The sequence below is a fragment of the Microbispora sp. CA-135349 genome (genome assembly GCF_050947365.1).
Classification (GTDB): Bacteria; Actinomycetota; Actinomycetes; order Streptosporangiales; family Streptosporangiaceae; genus Microbispora.
In genome coordinates, this window is record NZ_CP192001.1 from 8370276 (window position 1) to 8396884 (window position 26609).

The window sequence follows — 26609 nt, forward strand, 5'->3', positions numbered from 1 at the left end:
CCCGGGAGACCGGGGGCTCATGCGGAGGAACGAGTGGAGTTCGACGTTGTCGTTGAGATTCCCAAGGGGCAACGGAACAAGTACGAGGTTGACCACAAGACCGGCCGCATACGTCTGGATCGCCTGCTTTTCACGTCCACCCAGTACCCCGCCGACTACGGGTTCATCGAGAACACCCTCGGCGAGGACGGCGACCCGCTCGACGCGCTCGTACTGCTCCAGGAGCCGACATTTCCCGGCTGTCTGATCAGCTGCCGTGCGGTCGGGATGTTCCGGATGACCGACGAGAAGGGCGGTGACGACAAGGTCCTGTGCGTCCCGGCGACCGATCCGCGGATGGAGCACATCCGTGACATCCACCACGTCGCGGAGTTCGACCGGCTGGAGATTCAGCACTTCTTCGAGGTCTACAAGGACCTGGAGCCCGGCAAGTCGGTCGAGGGCGCCAACTGGGTCGGGCGCGTCGAGGCCGAGGCCGAGATCGTCGCGAGCATCAAGCGATTCGAGGAGACCGAGCACCAGGAGCACTGATCACGAGCCCTGATCACCCGGGCCGGGTGGCGCCGACCAGATCGTGGCGCCAGATGGGCGAGATGCGCACCACGTCCCCCGTCTGGGGGGCGTGGACCATCATGCCGCGCCCGATGTAGATGCCCACATGATGGATGCTGCCGGGATTGCGGCTCAACTGGCCGTAGAAGATGAGGTCGCCGGTGCGCAGTTCCTTGAGCGGGACGTGCCGTCCCGAGGTCCACTGCGTGCCGGTCCAGTGATCGAGTGACACTCCGGCCCGCTGCCAGGCCCGCATCGTCAGCCCCGAGCAGTCGAACCCCGACGGGCCGGCGGCGGCCCACACGTATGGCTTGCCGATCTGTTTGAGCGCCCACTGGGCGGCCGTCTCACCCGGTCCCGACCCGAGCCGGCCGGTCCAGGCCGGCGCCGCGAGACCTCTGCGGGCGGGGAGGGCCGCCTGCCTGGCCTTGTGCCTCGCCTGTCTCAGCTCGTCGACGCGGTCGCGGGCGGCCTCAAGCCGTTTGGAGATATCCGCTTTCTCCTGCTCGATCCGCTTGGTCTGTTCGAGCTGTTCCTCGACGGCCCGCTGCGCCGCGTCCCTCGCCCCTCGCACCTCGTCGGCGCTGCGTGACTGGTCCGAATAGGCGCGGGCCGCCTGTTCTCGGAGGATTTCGAACACCTGTTGCGCGTCTTTCAGTCGTTGCAGCGCGGCGGCCTGTTCGTCGCCGAGCTGCGTCAGCACGCTGGCTCTTCGCAGGAAGCCGTGCATGTCGCTTAGACCGCCGAGCATGGCCGCGGTGGACGGTGACAGCCGCAGCCCGCTGTAGCCTTCGGCCACCCTCGCCGCCACCTCTCCGCGCAGCCGGTCGACCTGACCGGCCGCCTGACGCGCCCGCCGCGCCGACTGCTCGTAGGCGGCGCGTGCCTGCTCAAGCTGGACGAGTTGCCCGTTGTAGGCCTCCACGAGCCGCTCCGCCTGGGTGTCGAGCGCCTCCCTGCGGGCCTGCGCGGCCGCGAGATCGGCCTCGGCCCTGCCCAGTTCCCGTACGCGCTCCTGCACCTGCTGCCGCGCCTTGGCGACATCCTTGGCCGACGGCTTCGGATCGGCTCCCGCCGGGGCTCCGAAGGTCAGGACGAGACTTGACCCGAGCCCGGCGACCAGCCCCGATGCTCTGAGGAGTGGCAATTCCTTCCCCTTCCCTGCTCCACTCCCCTCACTTCCCGCCGACTACTCTCCGTACACATTTAAGCTAGGCCCAGTAATCAACCTATGTGGTGGGTCGTCCCGATAAGGCAGGGAAAGAGGCGGGCCGTTGTCCGAAAGGACCGTTATGCAGTCTTTCGGCCGGGGCAGGGCCGCCACCCACGGGGGCGTCTGAGCGGCCTTCCGGCCGGCCGGGGCGTTCGCGATCGACGCCGCCGGGCCGGGCGTACCGGGACCGGCCGCCGGCGGGACCGCCTTGCGCGCGTCGGTCGCTCTCGACGCCTTGCGCGTGCTCGCCGCCCTCGTCACGCCGGGCCTCGTGTCCGCCGCCGTGCCCGCGGCCCTGGCCGCCGCTGTGCCCGCCGCCGTGCCCGCCGCTGTGCTCGCCACTGAGGCCGCGGCTGTGCCCGCCGCGCCCGGGCGGAACGGTCGAGGGTCCGCCGTGGTCATGGGAAGGCCTGTGGGAGGGCATTGGGAAGGGCCTGCGGAAGGGCAGGGGAGCCGGCGGCCACTCCGGGTGGAAACGGGGGTGGTGCTGGTGGTCACGCCAGGGCGGACGGTGTCCCGGCCAGTGGGCCGGCGGCGGCCCGCCCCAGGGCGGCCGGCCCGAGCCGGGGCCGCCGGACCCCGGGCCACCAGAGCCCGGGCCACCAGAGCCTGGGCCACCGGAGCCCGGCTCCGTGCCGGGAGTGCCCGGAGTGCCGGGAGTCCCGGGGGTCCCCGGGGTCGTGGTGGGCACGGGCGTCGGTCCCGACGGCGAGGCGCCCGGACCATGCGGGGAAGGGGACGACGCGCCGGTGGGGTGTCCGGACGGCCTGCCCTGCGGCGCGGGACGGTGCGGCCGCCAGGCGGAGGGGGGCACGGGAGCGGGCAGGGGCGCCGGACGCGGCAGGGCCACCGGCCTCGCGGTCAGCACCGGCGCGACCGGCTCGGCCGGCTCGGCCAGGTCCCTGGAGACCGGAGGCGCGGGCGAGCGCCCGGCGGCCGCACCGGTCTCGTCCTCCGACCCCTCCGGCGACACGCCGCCCTCGGCCGAACCGGACGGACCGGCCGGGGCCTCCGCAGTGGGGAGCCGGAGCGGGGCGATGGTGTCTGCGGCCTGCTCCCGCAGGTCCCCGGCGAACTGGGCGAACACGAGCGCGATCGTCGCCACCGCCGCCAGGGCGGCCACGGCGCCCGCCACCGCCTGCGCCAGCCTGCCCTCGCGGCGGCCCGCCCTCGGGAAACCCGCGGCGGTCAGCCTGCCCACCCGCTTGGCGACGTACCGCCGGTAGGGGACGAGTTCGGGGTCGATGAAGCTGCTGAGCACCCGCACCCGCAGCGTCTCGGGCATGGCGACCTGGGGAAGCAGGCCGAACACCTTGGCCGGGGAGATCTGCCGGACGCGCTGGCGGCCACAGGTCTCGCACCGCACGATGTGCCGGGTGAGCTGGGCCCGCACCTGCGGCGTGAGCTCTCCGGCGAACCCCGCGAGGATGCCGGACGCCCGCTCGCAGTCGTGGGTGGCACGCCTGGCCATGATCTCGGCGGTCACCGTCTCACGCAGACGCTCCGTGGCCGCGGTGAGGAGCGCCTCGGCGTACCGCTCGCCGGTGCCGAGCACGGCGGGCAGGTCCTGGCCGGCCATCCCGTGCCGGGCCGCCAGTTCGAGCACCTCCCGGTCCTCGGCCGACAGCGCCCCCACCGCGCTGCTCGCGACGAGGCGCAGGTCGGCCTCGGCGCCGTCGGCCGCGAGACCGGGGAAGGGCACGGTCGCGACGGGAGCCGGCCCGTTGCCGGGCGCGGCGTCGGGCCCGTCCTCCTGTCTGGGCGTACGGCGGCGCATGCACTCGCCCCGGGCCAGGGCGTAGAGCCAGGGGCGGAACCTGTCCGGGTCGGCCAGCGAGCCGACGAGGGCCTCCGCGGCGATCAGCGTGTCCCGCAGCGCGACCTGGGCGGCGTCGGGCCCGGCCAGCAACGTGCGGCAGTATCGGTAAAGGCTCTCCGCGTAGGTGTCGTAAAGGGCGGCCAGCGCTCCCGGATCCCGGGCCCGCAACGCCTCGACCAGGACGCCATCATTCATATAACGGAGCGTAAATGCTCGGTAACTCCACGCTCCACCCATTCAGGCGAAGTCGCGTGACTATATGGCCGCGCTATCCAGTCGATTTGCCGGAATTTATCAAGCCATCACATAACTATTCGTGATAATTCCGGCCCGCCGTACGGAGACCGTCATTCCCGCATTCCCGCCTCGGCGCACCCTCGCGTGAGCGCGTCGAGCCCGAAGGCGTCCACAGGACCCAGGGCGCCGGTGCCGTGCACGCCCTCGGCCAGCGCCGTCGTCGCCGCCCAGGCCAGCACGCCCGCCGTGAACTCGTACGGGTCGCCTCCGGCGAGCCGTACGGTGGTCAGGCGGCGGCCTTCCCCGTCGTACGCCTCGGCGACGACGTGCGACGACACGCCCTCCCCCGCGGGCGCGCCGCCCGTACGGAGCACCCGGTCGGCCAGCGCCTCGGTGGCCCGCCGGACGCCGGGCAGCGCGGCGATGACGGGGGTCGCCTTGGCCAGCACGCCCGCGACCCTGGTCAGCGCGCCCAGCCAGCCGAGGTAGACGTTCACCTCGCGCAGGCCGGGGTGCGCGGGCGGCAGCGTGAAGTGCTCGGACGCGCCGATTGACAGGCCGTGCCGCACGCGGCCGTCCACGAGGAACTTGCGGGTGCGGCCGTGCTCGGGGACGATGCGGCCCTCGCGGAAGCCGTACATCGGGTCGAGGACCATGCCCAGCGCCGAGGCGCGGGTCCCTCCGCTGGCGCGCCGCGCCATCGCGCCCTCCACGAAGTAGCCGACGTCCACGCGGACGGCCCCCGGCCCGGCCTTGCCCAGCGCCAGGGCCGCGGCGAGGTTGCCGGGCACGTAGTCGTACCCGAAGGCGGTGATCAGGGCGGCGCCCCGGGCCGCCGCCGCGGGGCCGTACCGCTGGAAGATCCGCTTGATGAACGTGGGCTCTCCGGTGCTGTCGAGATAGACGGCGCCCGCCTCGGTCGCGGCGGCGACCGCGGCCTCCCCCCACCGGACGAACGGGCCGACGGTCGAGATCAGCACGTCGCCCGGCCCCACGATCTTCCGTACGGACTCGGGGCGGCCGACGTCGGCGACCGCGGTGGGCAGGTCACCGCCCAGCGCGTCGGCGAGGGCGGTGAGCCGCGTCTCGTCCCGGCCGGCCAGCAGCGGCCGGGCCCCGCGCGCGGCGAGCGCCTCGGCGGTGAGCCTGCCGGTGAAGCCGGTGGCTCCGAACAGCACGATCCTGGGGGTGGCCATCTCGCTACGGTAACCCGCCCGCCCTGTCAAGATCGGCAGTGGGCCGCTCACTGGCGCCGATCGTTAGGCGGTGGATATCCGCGGTCCTTGGCGAACGGCTCGGTCGTCGGTGCGACCGTGTGCAGCGGAACGGCTCCGGCCCGGGCCAGGTCCTCGTACGTCCTGGCGGTCGAGCCCCAGGTCGTGGCCTGCACGTCGGTCGCGCCGACCGGCTCGCGCACCCCCTCGACGGTGATGACGAACCTGCGCTTGGCGCCCGGCCGTACGTTGTCGACGTACGACGTGGCCCCGCCGACGAGTTTGCCGGCCGCGTCACGCAGCAGGGCCGTGACGGCGAGGCCGCCGACCGGCTTGCGGAACGGGTCCAGCACGTAGCCGGTGACGAGGTAGGACCCGTCCTTCAGCTTGTCGGTGCGGACGTCCGAGATCGGGAACTTGAGGAACGCCGACGGGATTCGCGGAATCGGCCGCCACGAGGCGGGACGGTAGTCGATCTTCACGCGGACCGGCTGTGCGGCGCTCGGAACCTGACCGCCGAAGGCCAGCGGACGTCCGGGCGGCACCGCGTCGAGCGGTTGCTCCAGGTGGACGACCTCCTTGCCGGCCGCGTCGACGGCCGTGACCACGGCGACGGCGTTCTCCCCGAAGTGCCGGCGATTGGGGTTGTTCAGGACCCCCGCCCAGGTCACCGCGTATCCGGCCCCCGAGCGCACGATCGAGGACACCTGCTCCTTGAGGGCCAGCGGCTGCGGTCCCTCCTGCTTGTCTTCCCTCGCGCACGACGCCATCGCCAGCGCGGCGAGGGCGAGTGCGACGGTCATGTGGCAACGTCGCGTCACTTAGCCGTCATAACCGCTGAATGGGACGCCACCTCCGGGACACGCGCGCTCCCGCCGGTATCTTTACCGGCCGTCTATCGCGGGCGGACCACGCGTGTCTCGTCCCAGACCGGCTCCGGCGACTCGTACACCCTGCCGTCGGAGCCGAAGACGAGGTAGCGGTCGAAGTCGGCCGCGAACCATCGGTCGTGGGTCACCGCCAGCACGGTGCCGTCGAAGGCGTCCAGGCCCTGCTGCAGGGCCTCCGCGCTGGCCAGGTCGAGGTTGTCGGTCGGCTCGTCGAGCAGCAGCAGCGTGGCGCCCGACAGTTCGAGCAGCAGGATCTGCAGGCGGGCCTGCTGGCCGCCCGACAGCGTCTCGAACCGCTGCTCGGCCACCCGGCCGGCGAGCTCGTAGCGGGCCAGCGCCTTCATCGCCTCGTTCTTCAGCCGGGCGTGCTCGGTCATGACGATCTCGCACGGCGTACGGCCGAGCAGTTCGGGCCGGGCGTGGGTCTGGGCGAAGTGCCCGGGGACGACCCGCGCGCCGAGCCTGACAATCCCGGTGTGCCGCACGCCCTCCCCCGCGAGCAGCCGCAGGAAGTGCGACTTGCCGGAGCCGTTCGAGCCGAGCACGGCGACCCGCTCGCCGTACCAGACCTCGAGGTCGAAGGGCTTCATCAGGCCGGTCAGCTCCAGGCCCTCGCAGATCACCGCGCGCTTGCCCGTACGGCCGCCGCGCAGCCGCATGCTGATGACCTGGTCCTTCGCCGCGAGCTCGGGCGGCCCCGCCTCCTCGAACCGGCGCAGCCGGGTCTGCGCCGCGTGGTAGGCCGCGGCCATGCCGTCGTTGTAGGTGGCCTTCTGCCTGAGCATGACCACCAGGCGCTTGAGCTTGACGTGCTCCTCGTCCCAGCGCCTGCGCAGCTCGTCGAGCCGCTCGTTGCGCTCCCGCCGCGCATCGGCGTACGTCGCGAAGCCGCCGCCGTGGATCCAGACGTTGCCCGACTCGACCGTGACGATCCGGTCGGCGGCGTTGGCCAGGAGCTGGCGGTCGTGGGAGACCAGCAGCACGGTCTTGGGCGTCTCGCGCAGCGCCGTCTCCAGCCACACCTTGCCCGGCACGTCGAGGTAGTTGTCCGGCTCGTCGAGCAGCAGCACCTGGTCGGGGCCGCGCAGCAGCGCCTCCAGCACCAGCCTCTTCTGCTCACCGCCGGACAGCGTGGCGACCTCGCGATACTTCACCCTGTCGTACGGCGCGCCGAGCGCGGCCATCGCGCAGGCGTCCCAGAGCACCTCGATGTCGTAGCCCCCGGCGTCGCCGTAGTCGGTGATCGCCTGGGCGTACCGCATCTGGGTCTTCTCGTCGTCCCGCTCCATCATCGCGAGCTCGGCGGCGTCGAGCCGTTCCGCCGCCGTCCTGACACGTTCCGGCGCGACGCTGAGCAGCAGGTCCTGGACCGTGCGGCCGTCCCGGATGTTGCCGACGAACTGCCGCATCACCCCGAGACCGCCCGAATGGGCCACCGTGCCCTCGACCGGCTGGAGATCACCCGCGATCATCCGGAGAAGGGTCGTCTTGCCCGCGCCGTTCGGGCCGACCAGGGCCGCTTTGACCCCCTCCCCCACGCGGAACGACACGTCGTTCAGCAGCATCCTGCCGTCCGGCAGCACATGCGTCAGATGCCCGACCTCGACGTGTCCCACCGTGAATCTCCTGCTCGGATGTGGTCTTGCGCTTCCCGCGCAGGCTACTCATCACTTTTGCGCACGGCATCTCGTTTTCCGCCGGCCGCCGGTCCCGCCGAGGCGAGATCCTCGAGGCCGAGCCCACCAGGTGAGCCGGTCGGCCCCGAGGCGTTCCCACCCCCGAGCCACAGGAACGGTTAGTGGCTAAGTGTTCGTATGGAGCAGTCGCCACCGCCGATCCGGTCGGACGATCCGCGCAGCACCGTGAACCATTCCGGAGGCGGCCGGTAATAACGGGCGACCGTACCCGCCGTCGCAAAAGGCGACTGATGAAGGGGCCCACGATCCATGCCCGAATCCGCCACGGCCGTTGACGCCGAAGACACGGCGCTGATCCAGCGGTCGTTGCGGGAGCCCGAGGTCTTCGCCGTGCTCTTCGACCGGCACGCGCCCTCCCTGCACCGGTACGCCGCCCGGCGCCTGGGGCCGGACAACGCCGAGGACGTGGTGTCCGAGACGTTCCTCGCCGCGTTCCAGAGCCGGCATCGCTACGACGTCCGGCACGCCGACGCCCGTCCGTGGCTGTACGGCATCGCCTCCAACGTCATCGGCAAGCGGCGGCGCAGCGAGCTCACCGTCTACCGGGCGTACGTCCGCAGCGGCGTCCATCCGGCCACCGTCTCCGGCGGCCTGGTGGAGGACGGGGTGACGACGCTGGCGGTGAACCGGCCGCTCGCGGCGGCGCTCGCCGCGCTGAAACCGGGCGACCGACATGTGCTGCTGCTCGTCGCCTGGGCCGACCTGACCTATGAGGAGGTGTCGCGGGCGCTCGGCATCCCCCTCGGCACCGTCCGCTCACGACTCAACAGGGCCCGCAGGAAGATCCGCGAGGCGCTGACGAACAAGGAGGGCCACGATGGATGAGATCACCGCGGTCAGACGACTGTGGGCCGAGGCGCCCGAGGGTTCGCACGAGGACCTGCGCGACGCGCGCGGCGCGCTGCTGGCCGCGGCCCGGGTGCCGCAGCCGCGGGCCCGGCGGCTGCGAGTCCCCCGGACAGGACTGAAGATCGCGCTTGCGGGCGGCGTGGCCGCCGCGCTCACCGCAGGCGTGCTCGTGGCCGGGATTCGGCCGGACGGTTCCGACTCCCGAGGCGTCGCCGGGCTGCCGGCCGCGCCTCCGGCGAACGCGCGTGAGCTCCTGGAACGCGCCGCGCGGACCGCCGTCGCCGAGCCGGACCTGCGTCCCGGCGCCGGCCAGTACGTCCACGTCGAGATGCGCACGATGGTCTACATGAACATGGGTGAGGCCGGAATGCAGGTCACCGGGACCGAGGAGCGCTGGATCCCGGCAGGCGGCACCGGCCCCTGGCTCAGCCGGGAACGGCAGCTCAGCGCGGCTCCCGCTCCGGGCATCGCGCTGCCCAGCCCGCCGCCTCAGCTCGACAAGAAGCCCGAGGACACGCTGACCGAGACCCCTGCCTGCCCGTCGACCGGCGCCGTCACCGCCGCCCGCATGGCCACCTGGCCCCTCGACGAGCCCTACCTGCGGCGACAGCTCGAGATCGAGGCGGCCAGATACACAGCCGTGCCGGAGCACCTGCGCTTCTGGGGAGCCGTCGGAACCTTCGTCCGCGAGAGCGTCTTCCGCCCCTCTCTGACGGCGGCGCTGTTCCGGATCGCCGCCGGAATCGACGGGATCACCCTGGTTCCGGACGCCGTGGACGCGGCGGGCAGGCACGGCATCGGGGTCACGATGGAGGAGGACCGCACCAGGACCGAGCTCGTCTTCGACAAGAGCACCTACCGCTACCTCGGCGAGCGCACGGTGGCGACCCGCGACAGGACGACTTCGTTCACGCCCCCGCCCCTGAGCGACGCGGACATCGACCGCCTCGTCCGGGGCGGGGTGTCGAAGGGCATGGACGCCGAGACGCTGCGCCGGGAGATCGAACGGGACAGAAACCCGGGGAAGGTGACGATGCGCACCCCGAAGGGGGCGGTGATCGATTCCAGAGCGGTCCTGAAAGTGGACGTCGCGCGGGCCCTGCCCCCTCTCGCGCCCGGCGTTTCCCGCGTCAAGGTGCCCTGCTGACGATTCGCCCCGGCTCGTACGGGAACCATGCGGCGGAGACGTGAGGAGGCGGGCGATGCCGCGTGGGGAGCCTTCTGTGGCCGCTTCCGGCGAGTGGCGGGACGAGGACGGCGTACGCAAGCCCGCGGGCGAGGCGCACGCCTGGTGGCCCGGCACCAACCAGACCGTGTGCGGGCTCGCGCTCAGCCGGTCGCGGCTGTACCGCTTCCACCACATCCCCTGGCCGGACTCCTTCCCAGAATCGGGCGGCGCGGCCGACGAGGTGCGGCGGGTGTGCCCGAAGTGCCGCGCGGGGACCGGCAAGGGCCACGGCCGGCTCTGGCAGCGCACGTCGCCCCGCCCTTGAGACCCCGCGCAGTGAAACCCGGCCCTTGAGACCCCGCCCTTGAGACCCCGCCCTGGCACCCGGCACTGGAGGCCCGGCCTCTGGGACTTCGCCCTGGCGAACCCGCCCGGCGGCCCCCGGCCGGGTTCGCGCAACCTTTTCCGCAGTCCCGAAATCTCTTGACCTGGTAGCGAATCACCCGGAAATAGCCTGGCTTTTCAGGGGATTTCCAAGTCAAAGGGGCGGGATATGGCAGCAGATCCGATTCTCGACTGCCCGCTCGACCAGGTTCCGGAGGGCCCGGAGTTCATCGAGGCCGCGATGCGATGGCACTTCAGCCCGGAAACCGGCTCGCCGTTCTGGCTGGAGCGGGCGAAGACGCTCGACTTCGACCCGCGCGAGGACGTGCGCACCTTCGACGATCTGCGCCGGTTCCCCAATGTGGCCAACGAGCTGCGCGACGTCCGGGTGGAGGACCTCATCCCCCGCGGGTACGGGCGGGACGCCGACGTGGTCGGCGTGTACGAGAGCGGGGGCACGACCGGGCCGCCCAAGCGTGTCGTGCTGCTGCGGGACTGGATGGAACGGCTCATGCACCGCACCGAGCAGGACCTGCGGGCGAGGGGCTATCCCGAGAGCGGTCACTGGCTGTCGCTCGGCCCGACCGGGCCGCACGTCTTCGGCGAACTGGTCCGCTGGCAGGCCGTGCGACGCGGCGGCATCCGGTTCACCGTCGACATGGACCCGCGATGGGTGAAGAGGTGCATCGCCGAGGGCCGCGGCGAGGAGGCCGAGCGCTACGCCGAGCACCTGGTCGACCAGAGCACCTACGTCCTGCGGACCCAGGACGTGCGGGTCCTGGTGACCACACCGCCGCTGCTGACCCGGCTGGCCCGCAGGAACGAGCTCGTCGACCTGATCAATTCGAAGATCGCCGCCATCAGCTGGGGCGGCGCGCACATGGACCCCGACACCCGCTACCTGCTCCGCACCGAGGTGTTCCCCGAGGTCAAGCTGTACGGCACGTACGGCAGCACGATGATCCTCGGCGGGCTGGGCGAGCGGGTCTCGCCACCGGAGGAGGATCTCGTCATCTTCGACACGTTCTCGCCCTACATCACGTTCTCGGTGGTGGACCAGGAGACCGGAGGGGTCGTCGGGTACGGCGACCGCGGTCAGGTGGTGATGCACCACGTCAGCAAGAGCTTCCTGCTGCCCAACAACCTCGAACGCGACCTGGCGACCCGCGTGGCGCCGCCGCCGGGACAGATGGGCGACTCCGTCGCCGACGTCGGCCCGCTCCCGGTCTTCGACAACGAGCAGGTCATCGAGGGGGTGTACTGATGGAAGAGCTCATCCGGCTCGACGCCCTGGGCGCGGGCGGGCCCTACCGCAGCCGCAGCCGGCTGACGATCACCGAGCTGACCGGGACGCCGGTCGCCGAGCTGAGCCTGGTGCCGCGGTTGTTCGTCCAGCGGACGATGGCGGCCCTGCGCGAGGCGCGGACCCTGCCGACCCGCGAGCGGACGGCGGCCCTCACCCGCGCGGGACGGCTCTTCGCGACGGGCACGGTGAACGGTGTTCCGGCCGAGGAGTACCAGCACATCGTCAGCCGCGTCTCGGGAATGCCGATCACCGTGGTCCGATCGGCGACCTCGGGCATCGGGCGGCGCGCCGGCGAGGCGTACCGCACCACCCGGTACGCCCGGCCCGAGGGCGCGGTGGACGACTGGCGGGACCCGCTCACCTGCAACGGCCAGGCGGTCTGGACGCGGCGCGGCGACGTCTTCGCCGTACACGCGGCGGGCAACCACCCGGGCGTGCACACGCTGTGGCTGGAGGCCCTGGCGCTCGGCTACCGGGTCGCGGTGCGCCCCTCCCGGCGCGAGCCGTTCACCCCGCACCGCCTGATCACGGCGTTACGGGAATCGGGGTTCGGCGAGGACCAGGTGGTGCTCCTGCCGACCGACTACGCGGTGGCCGACGACATCATCCGCGACGCGGACCTCGCCATGGTGTACGGCGGCGAGGAGGTCGTGAACAAGTACGGCAACGACGTCAGGGTGCTGCCGCAGGGCCCGGGACGGTCCAAGATCCTGCTCACCGGGGACGACTGGGAGTCCCACCTCGGCACGATCGTGGAGTCGGTCAGCGCCTTCGGGGGGACGGCCTGTGTGAACACGACCGCCGTCTTCGTGGAGGGCGACCCCGCGCCGGTGGCCGAGGCCGTCGCGGAACGGCTCGCCGCGATCCCGAGCCTGCCGCCGGAGGACGACGGCGCGGTGCTGCCCGTGCAGCCGGTCGCGGACGCGCACGCGATCGAGAAGTACCTGCTCGACCACGTGAACGGCGCGACGCCCGTGCTGGGCGGCGACGGCGTGGTGGACGACCTGGGCGACGGCGCCGCGGTCCTGCGGCCGGCCGTCTTCCGGGTGGACCGGCCGGACGCGCCCCAGACGAGGATCGAGCTGTCGTTCCCCTGCGTGTGGTTCGCGCCCTGGAGCCCCGCGGACGGCATCGAGCCGCTGCGGAACACGCTCGTGCTGACCGCGATCACCGAGGACGACGAGCTGATCGACCGCCTGGTGGAGGACCCCACGATCAGGAATGTCTACCTGGGCGACACCCCCACCTATCTGATGCCGGCGTGGGTCCCGCACGACGCCTACCTCGGTGAGTTCCTCATGCGGACGAAGGGCGTCATCCGCGCTTAAAGAATCGCAAAATGCCCAGTAGATTCTGGGCATGCGCAGGACGACACGGTGGCGCCGCCGCCTGCTGTGGACGCTCGCCGTCGTCGTGGTGCTCGCCGTGGCCGCCGTCGGCGGCGCGGGCTGGTACTACTCCGGCCTCGTGATCGACCCCGTCCACACCTCCGGCTATCCCCTGGAGGTGACGGCCGTCAGCGGCGACCAGGTCACGATCAGGGGCGGCGCCGACACGGATGCCCCCGGCACGTACGGTCTGACCTGGGCGGACGGCAACGCACTGGTGGGGCAGGTGATCACGACCGGGGCCGGCACGGTGACCAGGAAGGTCACCGAGGTCGTCCACGGCGAGCTGCGCCCCGGGGTGCACGCCTACCTCGACCGCTGGCTGTGGGGCCATGCGACCCCGGCCGCCGCCGGCGTGCCGTACCAGGACGTGCGGATCCCCTCGCCTCTCGGCGACTTCCCCGGCTGGCGGACCGAGGGCACCTCGACGACCTGGGTCATCGCCGTGCACGGCCGCAACGGCGGCCCGGCGGAGGCGCTGCGCGTGCTGCCGGTTTTCCACAGCCTGGGGATGCCGGTGCTGGGCATCACCTACCGCAACGACGAGGACGCCCCGGCGAGCCCGGACGGCAGGTTCCACCTCGGCGCCACCGAGTGGCAGGACGTGGCCGCGGCGATCACGTACGCCAGGAGCCGGGGCGCGACCGGGATCGTCCTGTATGGCTGGTCGATGGGCGGGGGCATCGTGCCGATGGCCGTACGCCACCTGCCGGGCGAGCCGATCAGGGCCATGATCCTGGACAGCCCGGTCATCGACTGGCGGGCGCCGATCGCCCTCGGGGCCGAGCAGATGGGCGTGCCCGGCTTCCTCGTGTCGGTCGGCGAATGGGCCGTCGAGCGGCGCACCGGCCTGTCGTTCGACGACGTCGACCACCTGCGGCACGCCCGCGAGTTCAAGATCCCCACGCTGCTCTACGTGGACGACGACGACGCGACCGTGCCGACCGGCCCGGCGCTGCGGTTCGCCGAGGCCCGCCCCGACATCGTCAGGCTCGTACGGACGAGCGGAGGCGGGCACACGGGCTCCTGGAACGCCGATCCCGGGCGTTACGAACGGGAGTTGAAGGAGTTCGTCACATCGATCGGCCCGGGATGACGACCGTCATCGAGCTGGCGACCAGGGTGAACCCGAGCCGTTCGTACACGCGCCTGGCCGGATTGCCCTCGGAAACGACCAGGCCCAGCCGCTCCAGTCCGTCTGCCGCCGCCCTGTCCCGTACGGCGGCCAGCATGCGTGCGCCGAGGCCGGAGGGCGTGCGGGCGGGATGGCGGAAGACCTCGGCCACCCAGGGAAGGCCGTGGAAGAGGGTGACCACGACGCCGCCGGCGACGCCGCCGGCCCCGTCGAGGGCGAGCAGGCTGCAGGGCAGGACCTCGCCCGTCATCTTCCCCGCGAGCAACGGGGTGAGCTGGTCGCGCAGCGCGGCGGCGTCGTCCACGTCCCTGTGGTCCGGGTGGCCCGGCGGATAGGCCGCCCGCCACGCCGCGAACACCTCTTCCGCCGAGCGGTCGCAGGGCGCGAACCGGAAGCCGCCGGGGGCGCCGGTCTCGGTCGGCGGCGCCGTACGCAGCTCGCAGGTCATCTCGTGGGCGTGCCGCATGACGCGGGCGCCGCGCGCGACGAGCGCCTCGCCCAGGTCGACCGGCCCCGCCACCGCCCAGCCCGGCAGCTTCGTCATGATCGCGTCGATCGCCCCCGGGCCCACGACCTCGACCAGGTCGGCACACGGCAGGCCGTACCGCTCGTCCTCGACGTAGCTGAAGGCCGGAGCGCCGTCCGCCCCGGCCAGAATCACTCGCTCCACAGGAGGGAGGCTCCCGGAGCACGGGGCGGCAGGGCAACCCCTTTTCAAGTGGTATGTCCACATACCGACGTCGCGATCTTTGTCCGGACAGGGTGCCCCTGGTCTGTCGGGCGTACGGGGAGTCGGACGTCGTCCCCGGCCTCGCCGCCGCCGGACCCGGGCGTTACCGCGTGCGCGTCTACATGCGGAAACAGGAGGAGGCCGCGAAGTACGACACCGACTACCCGGTCGAGGGGCGCCTGGTCGTCGTCTACCCCGGCAGGTCCGGAAAGACCCTCTTCCTCCGCGGCTGAGGACCGGACTCCGAAGATCGGACCGGAAAAAGATGGCGTGGCCCGGGAACAACAGGGGCGGGCACGTGGTTGGATGAAGCGTGGCCGGTGTGCAGGTGTCCCCGGGCCTCACCTAATTTGCCTTCGCGGACTACCGTTCGGCTGGAGCCGCGTTGTGCCTTTCGCCGAGAGGCGACCCGGCACCGGCACCACACGTGCGGGACCCCGGCAGGAGACTCTCCTGCCGGGGTCCTGACGTGTGCGGAGCCTCGTGGAAGTGAACCGTTCACCCCCGCGGGCCGTCTGACCCCTGCGGACATCACCCGCCTTACTTTTGGCATCCACTTTTGTCGGCAGCGGGTGACAAGATGCGTCCGTGCCTGATCTGGATCCCCAGTCGATCGCCTCCTACTGGGACGCGGAGGCAGACACCTTCGACGACGAAGCCGACCACGGGCTTCGCGACCTCCGGGTCCGCGCGGCCTGGGCGGGACGGCTGCGGTCCTGGATGCCGCGGCCCCCGGCCGACGTCCTCGACCTGGGCTGTGGCACCGGCTCGCTGACGCTGCTGCTGGCCGAGCAGGGACACCGGCCGGTGGGCGTGGATCTGTCTCCCCGGATGGCCGAGGCGGCGCGGCGCAAACTCGCGGCGGCGGGCTTCACGGGACGCGTCCTCACCGGGGACGCGAGCGCCCCTCCGGCCGCCGCCGGCCTCTCCTTCGACGTCGTCCTGGCCCGGCACCTCCTGTGGACCCTGCCCGCGCCGGAACGCGCGTTGCGCACCTGGCTGAGCCTGCTGCGCCCGCACGGCCGGCTGATCCTCATCGAGGGCAACTGGCGGGCCTCCGGGGACGGCCCGCCGTACGTGCCGGGCGCGGGCTCCCTGCCCTGGCTCGGCGGAGTGAGCGCCGAGCCCCTCGTGGAGGTGCTGCGGCCGTACGCCGCGAGCGTGCGGGCGGAGCCGCTGACCGATCCCGTGCTGTGGGGCAAGCCGATCCACGACGAGCGGTACGCCGTCATCGCCCGCCGCTGACCCGCGGAAGCGAAAGTCCGACGCAGCCAACCGGGAAAATACGCAATGCGTAACAGGTAAACGTGTCGGCAACGAGTGCGACGGTATTACGCCCGGCAACGGACGGCAAAACGGATCCCGGTCATCCGGCACATATTCGAGGCACACGCCCATTGGAATACACGAAGTGGCGATGCGAAGGGCCTAGGACGGGTCAACTCGCCTGGACGGGCTCCGGCCCGGGTGCCAACGATTGAGATACACCCGATCGCTGATCGGAGAGGAGTATCTCTATGCACGGCACTCGATTCTCATTACTGCTGGGTCCGGCAGTCCTGTCCGCGATTACGCTCTGGCCGGCCATCGCATCGGCCTCCACCGCCGCCCACCCCTCCGGCCTCGCCGCCGCGCTGAGCGCGCCGCGGGCCGAGGAGCCGGGCGCCAGCCTCGGCGAAGAGTCGGAAGAGGCGGCCGAGCAGAGCGGACGCGCGTACGAGGAGGAGAGCGGGTACGGGCGGGAGAGCGCCCAGGAAGGTTCATCGAGCGAGGAGTCGAGCGGCAACCAGTCCCAGAGCAACCTCGCCTACCACCACTCACGGGCCTCGCTGCGCGAGTCGTCACTGCGCTCGTCGCTGAGCGAGTCGTCGCTGCCCGAGCGGTCGTCGTACAGCCGTCCGATCAGCTACACGCGGACGATCACCTACCAGCGGCCGGTCACGCAGACGCGCATGGTGACCGAGAGCCGTCCGGTCACGTTCACCCGGCAGGTCACCTTCCAGCGCCCGGTCACCCAGACGCGGTACGTCACCCGGATGCGTCCGGTCACGGAAACGCGCCAGATGACCTACCAGCGCCCCGTGACCTACACGCGCATGGTCACCGAGAGCCGTCCGGTCACCCGCCAGGAGACCTTCCAGCGCCCGGTCACCCAGACGCGGTACGTCACCGAGTCGCGTCCGGTGACGCGGTACGTCACCTACCAGCGTCCGGTGGTGAGCTACGTCACCGAGAGCCGTCCGGTCACCCGCCAGGTGACCTACCAGCGGCCCGTCACCGAGACGCGGTACGTCACGGAAAGCCGGCCGGTCACCCACCAGGAGACCTTCCAGCGCCCGGTCACCCAGACGCGGTACGTCACAGAGAGCCGTCCGATCAGCTACACCCGGATGGTGCCGGAGACGCACGCGGTGAAGTCCACGCACTTCGTCAGCGAAAGCCGTCCGGTCAGCTACACGCGCATGATGACCTACCAGCGCCCGATCACCGAGACGCGGTACGTCACCGAAAGCCGGCAGGTCAGTTTGAGCCGGCCCATGATGCACTCCTCCTCCAGCAGCGAGGCATGTGAGTGAGCCGGGCAACGAGGTCCTGACAGCCGGTGAGGGCCATGAGGGGCACGGGCGATCCCGCCCGTGCCCCTTCCGCGTGCCGGGCAGGCTCAGCGTCGCCTGCCGAGGAAGTCGCATCGTCCGGAGAGCTGCGCCGACCGGGCGATCTCCTCTCTCGAGCACTTCTCGTCGATGACGCTGGACACGCCGGGCAGGTCCTTGGCCGCCCTGGCCACGGCCAGGTGGTCGGCGCCGGGCGCGACTTTCAGACGGAAGGACTCGGGCATGTCCTCGGCCCTGACCACCTTCAGCAACGCGGCGTTCCGCTCCTGTCTGCGGAAGTTCTCGAACGCCGCCCGCTGGTCCTCGAACACGATGGTCCGCACATCGGGGCGGGCCCGGAGAGCCTGCTCGATGTGCCCCTTCTCCCTGTCGGTGACCGCGCGGCCCTTACAGCTCGCGAACGCCGGATGTTTCGTACAGAGGTAGACCGAGATGTCGACCATGTCGGACGAGGCCGCGGCGCCGCTCAGCGGAATCGCGGCGAGCCCGGCCTCCCGGGGGTCAGGAGAGGGCTGCGCGAGCCGTGCCACGCCCACGATCGTGCCGGCCACCGCGAGCGCCGCTGCGGCGATCGCGAGGCCGCGCGGCCGGGTGCGGTGTGGCGCGGGCAGCGCGTGGTCGAGGCCGTCGTCCGGCACCGTACGCGCGCGGGCCGCCATGGCGTCGCGGAGCCGATCCTCGATGGCGCTCATGCCCTCTCCTCGCCCTCGACTCGGAGCCGGGCCGTGCCGGAGGAGCGCGATTCGGCGCCTCGCCAGGCTCGGTGTTCCCTGATTCGCTCGCTACGCTCGCTCATTAGTCCTCTCCCAGTTCGCGAAGGAGTCTGGCCAGGGCTCGTGCGGTCGTGGATCTGACGGTGCTCTGCCCCACCCCCATGACCAGGGCGATCTCGGAGTCCGCCAGGTCGAGGTAGTAACGCAGCACCAGCGCCTCCCGCTGGCGCCGGGGCAGCCGGGCCAGCGCCAGCAGCACCTGCCTCCGGGACTCGCCGATGAGGACGGCGGTCTCCGCCGAGTCGGCGAGGTCGGTGACCCGCTGCGTGCGGCGCAGCATGACCGCGCGGCGGCGCAGCACCGAGCGCGACCCGTTGAGCACGCAGGTCCTCAGGTAGGCGAGCGTCAGGTCCGGAGGCCGCCGCCGGCCGTGCAGCCGGGCGAAGACGTCCTGCACCACGTCCTCCGCCGTCTCCAGGTCGCCGACGAGCAGCACCGCGAGCCGCACCAGGCCGACCCGGTGCTCGCGGTACAGGCCCGCCAGATCGGCCTCGGGAGGCGGCTCGGGCGGCGCGAGCGCCGTCAGCCGTAGGGATTCACGGTCCATGCAGTGTGAACGCGCGCCCCCGCCGATCCGCTGCTCGCGGATTTCCGGCGATTCGCCGGTCTCGTGTTCCCGGCGATCCCTTGCTCGTGTATTCCGGCGATCCCTTGCTCGCGTGTTTCCGGCCCGGTACGCGCGAAGGCCCCTCCGGGTGGTCCGGAAGGGCCTCGCGATTTCGGGCCTCGCGTCACGCCTCGCTGGCGTGGGCCGCCAGGACGCGCCAGCCGTGCTCGCCGGTGTGCACCCACGTGCGCGTGTAGCGCAGTCGCCCGGCGAACGGCTCGCCCGCGAAGGAGCCTTCGAGGGTGCCGAGGAAACACGTGACTCCGGTCGTCCCCGCGACGACGACGGTGAGGTCCTCCTCGGCCACCTTCGTCATCACCTGCGTACGCGAGCGGTGGTTGTGGAGATCGAGCTGCTTGGCCTCCGGGTGCAGCCGGCCGTCCGGCGGTCCCGTGAAGACGAGCCGCTCGTCGAGCAGCCGGTCGAGCTCCTCGACGTCACCGGTGAGCTGCGCGTTCTGCAATCGCCTCTCGGCCTCGTACAGCTCGTCCGCAAGAGTGCCTGCCATGGGGGATCCTCTCCGTCGCGGCGTGTCCTCGGCACGACGGTAGTCCCTGCGGTCGCCGCCCCGCCGTGGGACGCGGGCCACGGCGGGGCGGCTCCCGGTCTCAGCCGGTCACTCGCCGGTGCCCTACTTCCCGGGCGTGCAGTACGGGCAGAACGGCTCGCGCTGGACGCAGACCTTGACCGCGTCCCTGTTGTCGGCGGGGTCGAGGTCGAGCTCCTTGCCACCGGCGGTCGCGGTGTTGACCGTCTCTCCGATCGCGGTGGCCTTCGCGTGGACGACCAGTGTGGCCGTCGCGCCGCCGGCGAGCGTCCCCACGGTCCACGTGCCCCCGGCGTACGTGCCGGTCGAGGGCGTGGCCGCCAGGAGAGCGAGGGTGGCCGGCAGGGCGTCCTTGACGACGACCCCGGTGGCGTCGCTGGGCCCGGCGTTGGCGACCGTGACGCGATAGGTGACGGTCTCGCCCACGGTGACCTCGGTCTTGTCCGCGGACTTGACCACGCTCAGGTCGACGGCCGGGTTGACCTCGGTGACGGCGTCACCGCTGGTGGAGGTCAGCGGCTCGGGCTCGGGGCCGAGCCGGTTCTCGTAGGCGACCGTGCCGCTGTTGACGACCCGCTTGCCCGCGACCTGCCTGCCGGCCTTGACCCGGAACTCCACGGTGGTGCCGTCCGGCAAGGTGGTGTCGTTGGCCACTTTGCCTCCCGCCGTGCCCGTGGCGCCGTCTCCCAGCCTGAAGGTGACGGCACCGGTGGCGGCGTCGAACTCGGCCTGGTCGTCGGCTGCCTGGTCGGTCATGGCGCCGCTGTTGGGGCCACTGTTGGGGCCGCTCACGACGCGCAGCGAGCCGGGCACGTAGGTGGTCCCGGCCGGGACCTTGTCGGTGAGCCGGACATTCTGCGCGACGTCGCCACCCTTGTTGACCGCGGTCAGCCGGTAGGTGATCTCGTCGCCGACGTCGACCGGCCCCTGCGGGCTCGCGGACTTGGTGACGACCACGCACGGCGGGGTGCCGAAGAAGACGTCGTCGAGGAAGTTGCCGACCGACGCGTTGCCTCCGGCGGCGGAGATGGAACGGAAGGCGAACCTGGTGGTCGTCTGGCCGGCGGGCACGGTGTAGGTGCCGTAGTAGGTGCCCCACTTCCCGGTGCCGTCGGACATGGTCCCCTGCTGGGTGGGGCCCGAGGGGGCGCCGATGTCCAGCGCCATCTGGTCGGTGCCGAGGCGCCCGCGGTGGGACAGCCGCCAGTACAGCTTCTGGCCCGGCGTGGTCGGACGGTCCTGGTAGAGGGTCGAGACCTGGTTGGCGTTCAGCTCCGCGAACTGCGCGCCCTCGAGTGCCGGAACGTTCATCCGGGGGCTCCAAACCTCGATCATGTGATCGGTGGCGGTCGTCCGCCAGCCCGGCACCGCGTTCGAGGTGTTCTGCGAGGCGTCAGGGAACGAAGCCCACGTCCCGGCGACGACGGGCTTCTCGAAACCGCCGTTGACCAACGCCACCTGCTCCGGGCACGACGCGGGGTTCGGCGCCGCGGCCCGCTGCGCCGCCGTGGCCGCGGCCTCGGGGCGGGTGGGCGCGGCGTCGGCCGGGACCGCTCCGGACAGCGTCAGCGGGACAGCCGCCGCCACCAGGGCGGCAACGGGATAACACATCCTGCGGATGTGCCTCATCATGAACGTCCTCTCGTCGTGGCGATTCACCAGGCCGTACGACCGGCGCTGGCACCGCAGGGAAGATTCGTCCGACGGGGACGACAGGCGCGGCATGACACGTGCGGCCGTGCCAACAGTTGGCCGGATCTTGTTGTCTCCCGACCCCGCACAGGGAAGATCTGGATCTAGGTTGAGACCCCTCGCGGCCAGAACTGGACCAGGAACCGCTCCCGCGGATCCGCTTCGTCGTCCGCCCGCGTGTACACCCGTACGTTCCAGGACCGGTCAGGCTCGCCGAGGAGCAGGAACCCGTCCTGCACGTCCGTGTACAGCTCCGCCGCGCATACTTCTCCAGTCTCCGAGCGGAGGACGCGGGTGACGACATCCGCCCACGCCTCGCGCTGATCCCCCGGCTCGTCGCCCCACGCTTCGAGCGTGACGCTCACGAGGTCGTCCTCGGCCGAGAGCCTGAGGCCGCCGTGGCCGGACGGCTCGAAGGGGTCCCAGGAGAACGACACATCGACGACGAAGAACGTCCCGTCGTGGACGTTCACCTCGCAGTGGCTACGGGACATCAGCGCCATGGTGGTCGCCTTCTCGCTCGAACCGCCCGCGCTGGCCGGTGGGAGACGACGGCCGCGCCCAGCAGCCGATCGTGCGGGACCTGCCCGCCGTCCGGCGCGTGCGGCGTCCGGGGTTCGGCCACCTCGCGATCTTCACTTGTCACTGGCCGGGTCGGAAGTCCTGTCATCGCTTCCGCAGAAGGAGCTCGGTGTTGCGGTCGGCGGTCAGGCCCGCCAGCGTGCCCCGCATGCCGGGTGAGTTGAACGACAGCTCCCGGTACAACGCGGCGAGGCCGCTTTGGGACAGGTCGGTGAAGTCGGTGCGGCGCGGCGCGGCCGACTCCACCAGCGTGGTGAACAGGGAGAGCGTCCCATCGTGGTTGTCGGCCAGCTCGACGACCCTCGCCAGCTGCGGATAGTCGATGTGGGAGGCGGTGGAGATCTCCCAGAAGCCACCATGGGGCACGATCTTGTTGAAGTGGGAGTGGCCGTTGATCCACGCGGCCACGTTGCGGTGCCTCTTCAGCGTCGCGAGCAACTCCTGCCCGCCGTGGCGCTTCTCGTGGGCGCGGGCCGGGTTGGGGGTGAGGTTGGTCATGGCCCAGCTCGGATGGTGACTGAAGATGAGCGCGACGTCGTCCGCGTGGGCTTTCAGGGTCCGCTCCAGCCAGGCCAGCTGCCGGCTGCCGACGGACCCGCGGTAGTCGCCACCGCGGTCGGTGGTGTCGAGGCTGATGCCGACGACCCCGTCGGCGATCCGGAAGAGGTAGTCCAGTGAGCCGCTGTCGAGGTTGTCGCGAGTGTATCCGTGGCCGACGGGCCCCGCACCGGTGTACGCCGGGTCCAGATGCGCGGCGACGTACGCGTGCGGGCTCACGGGGGCGCGGCGCTCGTCGGCTGTGACGGTGCGGGCCTTGCCCTTGTAGCGCTTCCATGCGGCACGGAAGCGCGCGCCCGTGGGGTCGCCGCGGCGCAGCGACTGGTAGACGGCGCCGGCCTCGGAGGCGGGCAGCGCGAACAGCTTGCGCGAGCCGGTGGCGATGTCGGCGAAGAAGCCGCCGGACGCCGAGTAGGCGCCGCCGAAGAGCCGGTCGTGGTTGCCGACGGTGGAATACCACGGAACGGCCAGGCCGGGGCTGCTCACCTCGCGGATCGCGGCCTCCAGGAAGCCGTCCAGACGCGGGAATCCCACCCGCTTGTCGATGTCGCGCATGCCGGAGTCGGGCTGCCAGTACAGGCCCAGGCCGGAGTCCTGCACGCCCTCGTACCCGCTCGGGTCACCGGTGTTGGGAGTGAAGCGGCCACCGGTCATCGCGGTCAGAAACCACTCCAGCTCGATCCGGGAGTTGTTGTCGGTGTTGTCGCCGGTGGTCATGACGAAACCGATGGGCGCCCGGGTGACCGGGCCGCGGCGCAGGGCGTTTACCTGTTCGATCAGGGAGACCGCTCCGACGGCGGTCAGCGCCTCCTGCGGACGCCAGAAACCCAGGTCTCCCGCCCGCAGGAACTCATAACGCTGCGGACTCTGCACGTCGGTGATGTGCAGGTCGGTGAACTGAACGAAGCAGGCGAGCGCCGTACGGCGTTCGGCCCTGCCCTTCTTGGCCCCGGCCAATTCAGTACGCGTCACCCGCCGCCACCCGGGCCCGTCGGCGAGCCTGCGGTAGCCGGTCGCGCCGCGCGGCCTGGCGACGGTCCGGACCGTGGTCATGGGCGCCGTGACCGAGGGCGCCGCGGTCAGGGAGGCGGCCGGAGCGGAGGCCAGTGCGACCTCCAGCGCGACACCCGACGTAGTCATAGCGGAGGCGAGCAGGAAAGAACGGCGGCTGAGGGCGGGATCCATGATGCTCCCCGGTGGTGGCGTCGAGGCGAACGTCCACCGGGGATGTTTGACACCGGGAATGACTCCCGGCCGAACAGGAAAGAAACGCCGAACAGCTATCTATGGCACAGCCGGACTGCGTGCGGTACGGACACCCGGCGGCAGGCGACCGGACGTCTGCCGCTTTCCCGCCGTTCAGAAGGGCGCAGAACTGCGCTCCTCCCCGCAGGCGCGGTCATGCAGTGGCGCAGATCGCTCGCGCCTGAAAGATCGCATCCTCTGTGTAAGAGCCGTTGTAGAAGAGCGCTTGCCACGTGGTGTCTCCGCCGGACACGCTGGCGAGGTTCGAGAAGGAGAACGGCGGCCCCGGAACCTCGACGAAGGCCCAGCCGCCGCCCACCACCCGCTTCCCCGCGGGGCACTCGGCGACGGCGACGCAGAAGTCATTGGGCATGCAGGTGGTGGGCGGTCCTGTAATGGTCTCGTAGCCGGACACCCCCGCAGGTCCGGGTGGGCCGGCCGACCCCGGAGCACCGGGAGTGCCGGGAGTGCCGGGAGTGCCGGGAGTGCCGGGATCCCCCTTGGCCCCCTTCGGGCCCTGAGGACCAGGAGGTCCCTGAGGACCCCGAGGTCCGTGAGGTCCCCCTGTGCCCGCACGACTCCCGGGACCCCGCCGGCCCGCATCACCGTGATCACCCCTGGGGCCCCGGCGACCTTGTTGCATCTGCCGGTCGTTGGTCAGTGTGTCGTTCAGTTCGTTCTGATTCGTCTGGGGACTCATCCGCGAGTCGGTTGCCTGCCGGTTGTCAGGCGCCGCCACTGCGCCCGTCTGCACCTTCTGGACGGGCGCCAGAATGTGCGTGAGGTCCCGCATCAGGTTTTGGCTCTGGGCCTGATTCCCATGGCCATGCTGCCGCTGCTTGTTCTTGTTCTTCCCGGCGAGGGCAGGTCTCGGGACCGGAGACGTGGCGGTGGGAGGAAGCGGGCGGCTGGAAACCTGGCGGCCGGCCATCGTGGCCCTCGCGGAGACGCCCTCCGCGGTCACGACGCCTACGGTCAACATCACGCCGAGCATGGCGTTCCGGGCAAGGTTGCTGGGCCTGCGCAACTGACTCCCCCTGAATCACTGGTGCAAGCAAGACAAATTCGCCCTCAACAAGCGGAAATGCCAAAACGAGGGCCCCACAACGCGGGTGATCTTGCATCATCCTGATTCCTCGGCCACCCGAAAGGGAGACGGGACACGGCCGCTTTTACCTTGTCGGTTGCTGAATAGGTGTAGACGTCGCCGAATTCAGATCACCGATGCTCGGAATCTCCCATTGCTTCCGCAATGACGCAGTACGCATGTTTGCCTGTGGGTTGCCTCGAGGCGAGGGTTCCGGCTACATGTGTTGCTCGCCACCATGCGCCGGGCGACGCCGAGTGACGTTCACAGGTACACGTAGAACGCGGCGGGAGCGCTGGTCCCACCGGCCGAGCCCACGGTCACACCGACCGTCCCCGCGCCGCCTGGCGCCGTGGCCACGATCTGCGTGTCGGAGACGATCGAGAAGGGCGCCGGCGCGCCGCCGAAGTGCACATCGGTCGCGTAGGTGAAGCCGGAGCCGATGACGGTGACGGGATTACCGCCGGTCGCGGGCCCCTGCGCCGGGGACAGCGTCATGACCGTAGGCGTGACGACGTAGGTGTAGGAGGCGAGCTCGCTCGTCGCGCTCGTTCCCCCCGGCGCGACGACCGTGACATCGACGGTTCCCGCACCTGCGGGCGCCGTGCAGGCCAGCTGCGTGTCGGTCACCACCATGAAGACGGCCTGCACCGCTCCGAACCGGACGGCGGTGGCTCCTGACAGACCGATGCCGGTGACGACCACGGGCGTGCCGCCGGCGAGCGGGCCCTGGCCGGGTGCCACGCCCGCGACGAAGGGGATGGGGGCACTCGCGGCGGTGTAACAGTACGGCAGGGGGTTGCTCACGCCTCCGGCCGTGGCGACCGCGACGAGCACGGGGCCCATGCCCGCCGGTGCGGTGGCGGTGATCTGCGTCGAAGAGTTCGTCGTGTACGAGGCGGACAGTGCCCCGAACCGCACCTGGGTGGCGCCGGTGAGACCGCTGCCGGTGATCGTCACCGTCGTGCCACCGGCTACCGGTCCCTCCCGGGGGCTCAGCGAGGTGATGACCGGCGCCGGTGCGTTCACATAGGTGAACGGGACGAGCTGCTGGCTCGTCCCGCCGGACGCCGTGACGGTCACGCTGACGGTCCCGGCTCCGATAGGCGTTATCGCGGTGAGCGTGGTGGTGGATAGCACGTTCACGCCGACCGCCTGGGCACTGCCGAATCGGACGGCGCTGACGTTCACGAATCCGCTGCCGGTGACGGTCACGGGCGTGCCCCCGACGGTCGATCCGGAGCTGGGCGTCACGCCGGTGACGACCGGAGCCATGACCTCACGTCCTTTCGATGCGGGCGCGTGCCCTGACCGGACGACTCCGGTCAAGGCACGCGTCTGTTCCAGGGAGGCCGCGAAGAGCCCGCCGGCCGTACCCGGGATGGCGGCGGCGACTATGCGTACGTGAACGTCGCCGGCGCGCTGGGCCCGCCCGGAGTCGACACGACGACGTCGGCCGCACCGACGGGATTGGTCGGGGCGAAGGCGAGGATCTGCGTGTCGGAGTTGATGGTGAAGTCCGCCTCGACGCCGGCGAACGTGACGCTCATCGCCGATCCGACGAAGCCCGTCCCCGTGATGATCACCTGGGTGCCGACGGTGCCGGTGATCGGGTCCAGAGCGGTGATCGCGGGCGTGTCGAAGAGGAGGGCGGCGTTGGAAAGGGTGAACGATCCGCCCGACGTGCGCACCTCGAGGTTCAGCGACTGGAACCAGGGCGGCGCCCCGAGCGGAGTGATGGGGGCGGGCGTCGCGACGATGGAGGCGTCGGAGGTGATGGGCAGTGCGAGTGTGGCGTCGGTCCCGGAGAACCGAACGCGGTTGGTCGTGAGCAGGGTCTCGCCGGCGATCGTGACGCCGTGCGGCGCCTGCGCCGAGTTCTCCGCCGGTGTCAGCGAGGAGACGAACGGTGAGTCGATGTAGTAGAAGGGCAGCGAGTTGCTCGTCCCGCTTGGGGCGACGACGCTGACACTCACCGGACCACATCCGGAGGGGAGGGCGCAGGTCACGACCGTGCCGCCGGGGTTGGCGGTCGCCGGGACCGTCCGCGAGCCGATCTTGGCCGCGGTGGCGCCGGTCATGCCGGCGCCGTTGATCGTGAGTGTCTGGCCGTAACTGCCCTGGTTGGTGCCCTGCGGGGCCGCGCTGAGCGAGGTGATGACGGGTGCCATGGGCTTTCCTTTCTCTTTTCGCCGGCACTATCGGCGCATGACGACGCGTGAGTGATCTTTTCGAGTCGGCGAGGCGCCGGCCACGGGCTGGTGAGCGCGTTCCGGACGCCGGCGATTCGAGCCGCCGGATGTCGAGGAACACGTGGGCGC

26 protein-coding genes are annotated in these 26609 nt (G+C 71.2%); 11 read left to right on the top strand and 15 right to left on the bottom strand.

Annotation, left to right across the window (positions count from 1 at the left end; all coding sequences use genetic code 11):
* The first annotated feature begins 33 nt into the window (after nt 1–33).
* Complete coding sequence (locus ACQPZZ_RS38575; RefSeq protein ID WP_363645368.1) at nt 34–531, top strand: inorganic diphosphatase; 498 nt, start codon at nt 34–36, stop codon at nt 529–531.
* Nucleotides 532–544: 13 nt separating this feature from the next.
* Here the strand turns inward: ACQPZZ_RS38575 and ACQPZZ_RS38580 are convergent, their stop codons facing one another.
* The 5 genes from ACQPZZ_RS38580 to ACQPZZ_RS38600 form a co-directional block, all read right to left on the bottom strand.
* The gene (locus tag ACQPZZ_RS38580) at nt 545–1699 is read right to left on the bottom strand and encodes an NlpC/P60 family protein (RefSeq protein WP_432927299.1); all 1155 of its coding nucleotides are present in this window, start codon (nt 1697–1699) and stop codon (nt 545–547) included.
* Between the two features lie 82 nt (nt 1700–1781).
* Nucleotides 1782–3779, bottom strand: a complete 1998-nt coding sequence (locus ACQPZZ_RS38585; RefSeq protein ID WP_432927301.1) for a hypothetical protein — start codon at nt 3777–3779, stop codon at nt 1782–1784.
* Between the two features lie 152 nt (nt 3780–3931).
* Nucleotides 3932–5017: a saccharopine dehydrogenase gene (locus ACQPZZ_RS38590; RefSeq protein ID WP_432927303.1), complete on the bottom strand. Its 1086-nt coding sequence runs from the start codon at nt 5015–5017 to the stop codon at nt 3932–3934.
* Between the two features lie 47 nt (nt 5018–5064).
* The gene (locus tag ACQPZZ_RS38595; protein ID WP_432927304.1) at nt 5065–5838 is read right to left on the bottom strand and encodes an FxLYD domain-containing protein; all 774 of its coding nucleotides are present in this window, start codon (nt 5836–5838) and stop codon (nt 5065–5067) included.
* A 92-nt stretch (nt 5839–5930) separates the two neighbouring features.
* On the bottom strand, nt 5931–7541 hold the full coding sequence (locus ACQPZZ_RS38600) for an ABC-F family ATP-binding cassette domain-containing protein (RefSeq protein ID WP_432927306.1): 1611 nt from the start codon (nt 7539–7541) through the stop codon (nt 5931–5933).
* Between the two features lie 330 nt (nt 7542–7871).
* On the opposite strand from ACQPZZ_RS38600, the gene ACQPZZ_RS38605 reads away from it, so the two are divergent.
* From ACQPZZ_RS38605 to ACQPZZ_RS38630, 6 genes are all read left to right on the top strand, one after another.
* A complete protein-coding gene (locus ACQPZZ_RS38605) occupies nt 7872–8447 on the top strand; it encodes an RNA polymerase sigma factor (protein ID WP_432927308.1) in 576 nt (191 codons plus the stop codon).
* Complete coding sequence (locus ACQPZZ_RS38610) at nt 8440–9618, top strand: CU044_5270 family protein (protein WP_432927310.1); 1179 nt, start codon at nt 8440–8442, stop codon at nt 9616–9618. The genes ACQPZZ_RS38605 and ACQPZZ_RS38610 overlap by 8 nt, the downstream gene beginning before the upstream one ends.
* Before the next feature lie 55 nt (nt 9619–9673).
* On the top strand, nt 9674–9964 hold the full coding sequence (locus ACQPZZ_RS38615) for a hypothetical protein (protein ID WP_432927312.1): 291 nt from the start codon (nt 9674–9676) through the stop codon (nt 9962–9964).
* Between the two features lie 228 nt (nt 9965–10192).
* Nucleotides 10193–11287 carry a phenazine antibiotic biosynthesis protein gene (locus tag ACQPZZ_RS38620; protein WP_432927314.1) on the top strand — a complete coding sequence of 365 codons (1095 nt, stop codon included), beginning with the start codon at nt 10193–10195 and terminating at the stop codon, nt 11285–11287.
* Nucleotides 11287–12657: an aldehyde dehydrogenase family protein gene (locus tag ACQPZZ_RS38625; RefSeq protein WP_432927316.1), complete on the top strand. Its 1371-nt coding sequence runs from the start codon at nt 11287–11289 to the stop codon at nt 12655–12657. The genes ACQPZZ_RS38620 and ACQPZZ_RS38625 overlap by 1 nt, the downstream gene beginning before the upstream one ends.
* Before the next feature lie 31 nt (nt 12658–12688).
* The gene (locus ACQPZZ_RS38630) at nt 12689–13813 is read left to right on the top strand and encodes an alpha/beta hydrolase family protein (protein ID WP_432927318.1); all 1125 of its coding nucleotides are present in this window, start codon (nt 12689–12691) and stop codon (nt 13811–13813) included.
* On the opposite strand, the gene ACQPZZ_RS38635 is transcribed toward ACQPZZ_RS38630, so the two are convergent.
* Complete coding sequence (locus ACQPZZ_RS38635; protein ID WP_432927320.1) at nt 13791–14522, bottom strand: GNAT family N-acetyltransferase; 732 nt, start codon at nt 14520–14522, stop codon at nt 13791–13793. The two genes, ACQPZZ_RS38630 and ACQPZZ_RS38635, sit on opposite strands and share 23 nt — an antisense overlap.
* Before the next feature lie 92 nt (nt 14523–14614).
* Here ACQPZZ_RS38635 and ACQPZZ_RS38640 point away from each other — a divergent pair, with 92 nt between their 5' ends.
* The 3 genes from ACQPZZ_RS38640 to ACQPZZ_RS38650 all read left to right on the top strand — a co-directional run bounded on the left by ACQPZZ_RS38640 (nt 14615) and on the right by ACQPZZ_RS38650 (nt 17158).
* Complete coding sequence (locus tag ACQPZZ_RS38640; protein ID WP_432927322.1) at nt 14615–14815, top strand: hypothetical protein; 201 nt, start codon at nt 14615–14617, stop codon at nt 14813–14815.
* Between the two features lie 355 nt (nt 14816–15170).
* On the top strand, nt 15171–15827 hold the full coding sequence (locus ACQPZZ_RS38645; RefSeq protein ID WP_432927324.1) for a class I SAM-dependent methyltransferase: 657 nt from the start codon (nt 15171–15173) through the stop codon (nt 15825–15827).
* Nucleotides 15828–16099: 272 nt separating this feature from the next.
* The gene (locus tag ACQPZZ_RS38650; protein WP_432927326.1) at nt 16100–17158 is read left to right on the top strand and encodes a hypothetical protein; all 1059 of its coding nucleotides are present in this window, start codon (nt 16100–16102) and stop codon (nt 17156–17158) included.
* 86 nt (nt 17159–17244) lie between these two features.
* On the opposite strand, the gene ACQPZZ_RS38655 is transcribed toward ACQPZZ_RS38650, so the two are convergent.
* The 7 genes from ACQPZZ_RS38655 to ACQPZZ_RS38685 all read right to left on the bottom strand — a co-directional run bounded on the left by ACQPZZ_RS38655 (nt 17245) and on the right by ACQPZZ_RS38685 (nt 23616).
* Nucleotides 17245–17889 (bottom strand): permease-like cell division protein FtsX, encoded by a 645-nt coding sequence (locus ACQPZZ_RS38655; protein WP_432927328.1) that lies wholly within the window; start codon nt 17887–17889, stop codon nt 17245–17247.
* A 103-nt stretch (nt 17890–17992) separates the two neighbouring features.
* The gene (locus tag ACQPZZ_RS38660; RefSeq protein ID WP_363645402.1) at nt 17993–18517 is read right to left on the bottom strand and encodes a sigma-70 family RNA polymerase sigma factor; all 525 of its coding nucleotides are present in this window, start codon (nt 18515–18517) and stop codon (nt 17993–17995) included.
* Between the two features lie 184 nt (nt 18518–18701).
* Nucleotides 18702–19085, bottom strand: a complete 384-nt coding sequence (locus ACQPZZ_RS38665; RefSeq protein ID WP_432927330.1) for a nuclear transport factor 2 family protein — start codon at nt 19083–19085, stop codon at nt 18702–18704.
* A gap of 123 nt (nt 19086–19208) precedes the next feature.
* The gene (locus ACQPZZ_RS38670; protein ID WP_432927332.1) at nt 19209–20756 is read right to left on the bottom strand and encodes a DUF7507 domain-containing protein; all 1548 of its coding nucleotides are present in this window, start codon (nt 20754–20756) and stop codon (nt 19209–19211) included.
* Nucleotides 20757–20920: 164 nt separating this feature from the next.
* Nucleotides 20921–21310 (bottom strand): hypothetical protein, encoded by a 390-nt coding sequence (locus ACQPZZ_RS38675; protein WP_432927334.1) that lies wholly within the window; start codon nt 21308–21310, stop codon nt 20921–20923.
* A 172-nt stretch (nt 21311–21482) separates the two neighbouring features.
* On the bottom strand, nt 21483–23096 hold the full coding sequence (locus ACQPZZ_RS38680; RefSeq protein ID WP_432927336.1) for a TIGR03767 family metallophosphoesterase: 1614 nt from the start codon (nt 23094–23096) through the stop codon (nt 21483–21485).
* A 259-nt stretch (nt 23097–23355) separates the two neighbouring features.
* A complete protein-coding gene (locus tag ACQPZZ_RS38685; protein ID WP_432927338.1) occupies nt 23356–23616 on the bottom strand; it encodes a hypothetical protein in 261 nt (86 codons plus the stop codon).
* Nucleotides 23617–24085: 469 nt separating this feature from the next.
* On the opposite strand from ACQPZZ_RS38685, the gene ACQPZZ_RS38690 reads away from it, so the two are divergent.
* A complete protein-coding gene (locus ACQPZZ_RS38690; RefSeq protein WP_432927340.1) occupies nt 24086–24232 on the top strand; it encodes a hypothetical protein in 147 nt (48 codons plus the stop codon).
* 320 nt (nt 24233–24552) lie between these two features.
* Here ACQPZZ_RS38690 and ACQPZZ_RS38695 read toward each other — a convergent pair whose 3' ends face one another.
* Nucleotides 24553–25563: an IPT/TIG domain-containing protein gene (locus tag ACQPZZ_RS38695; RefSeq protein ID WP_432927342.1), complete on the bottom strand. Its 1011-nt coding sequence runs from the start codon at nt 25561–25563 to the stop codon at nt 24553–24555.
* A 119-nt stretch (nt 25564–25682) separates the two neighbouring features.
* Nucleotides 25683–26459 (bottom strand): IPT/TIG domain-containing protein, encoded by a 777-nt coding sequence (locus ACQPZZ_RS38700; RefSeq protein WP_432927344.1) that lies wholly within the window; start codon nt 26457–26459, stop codon nt 25683–25685.
* Between the last annotated feature and the right edge of the window lie 150 nt (nt 26460–26609).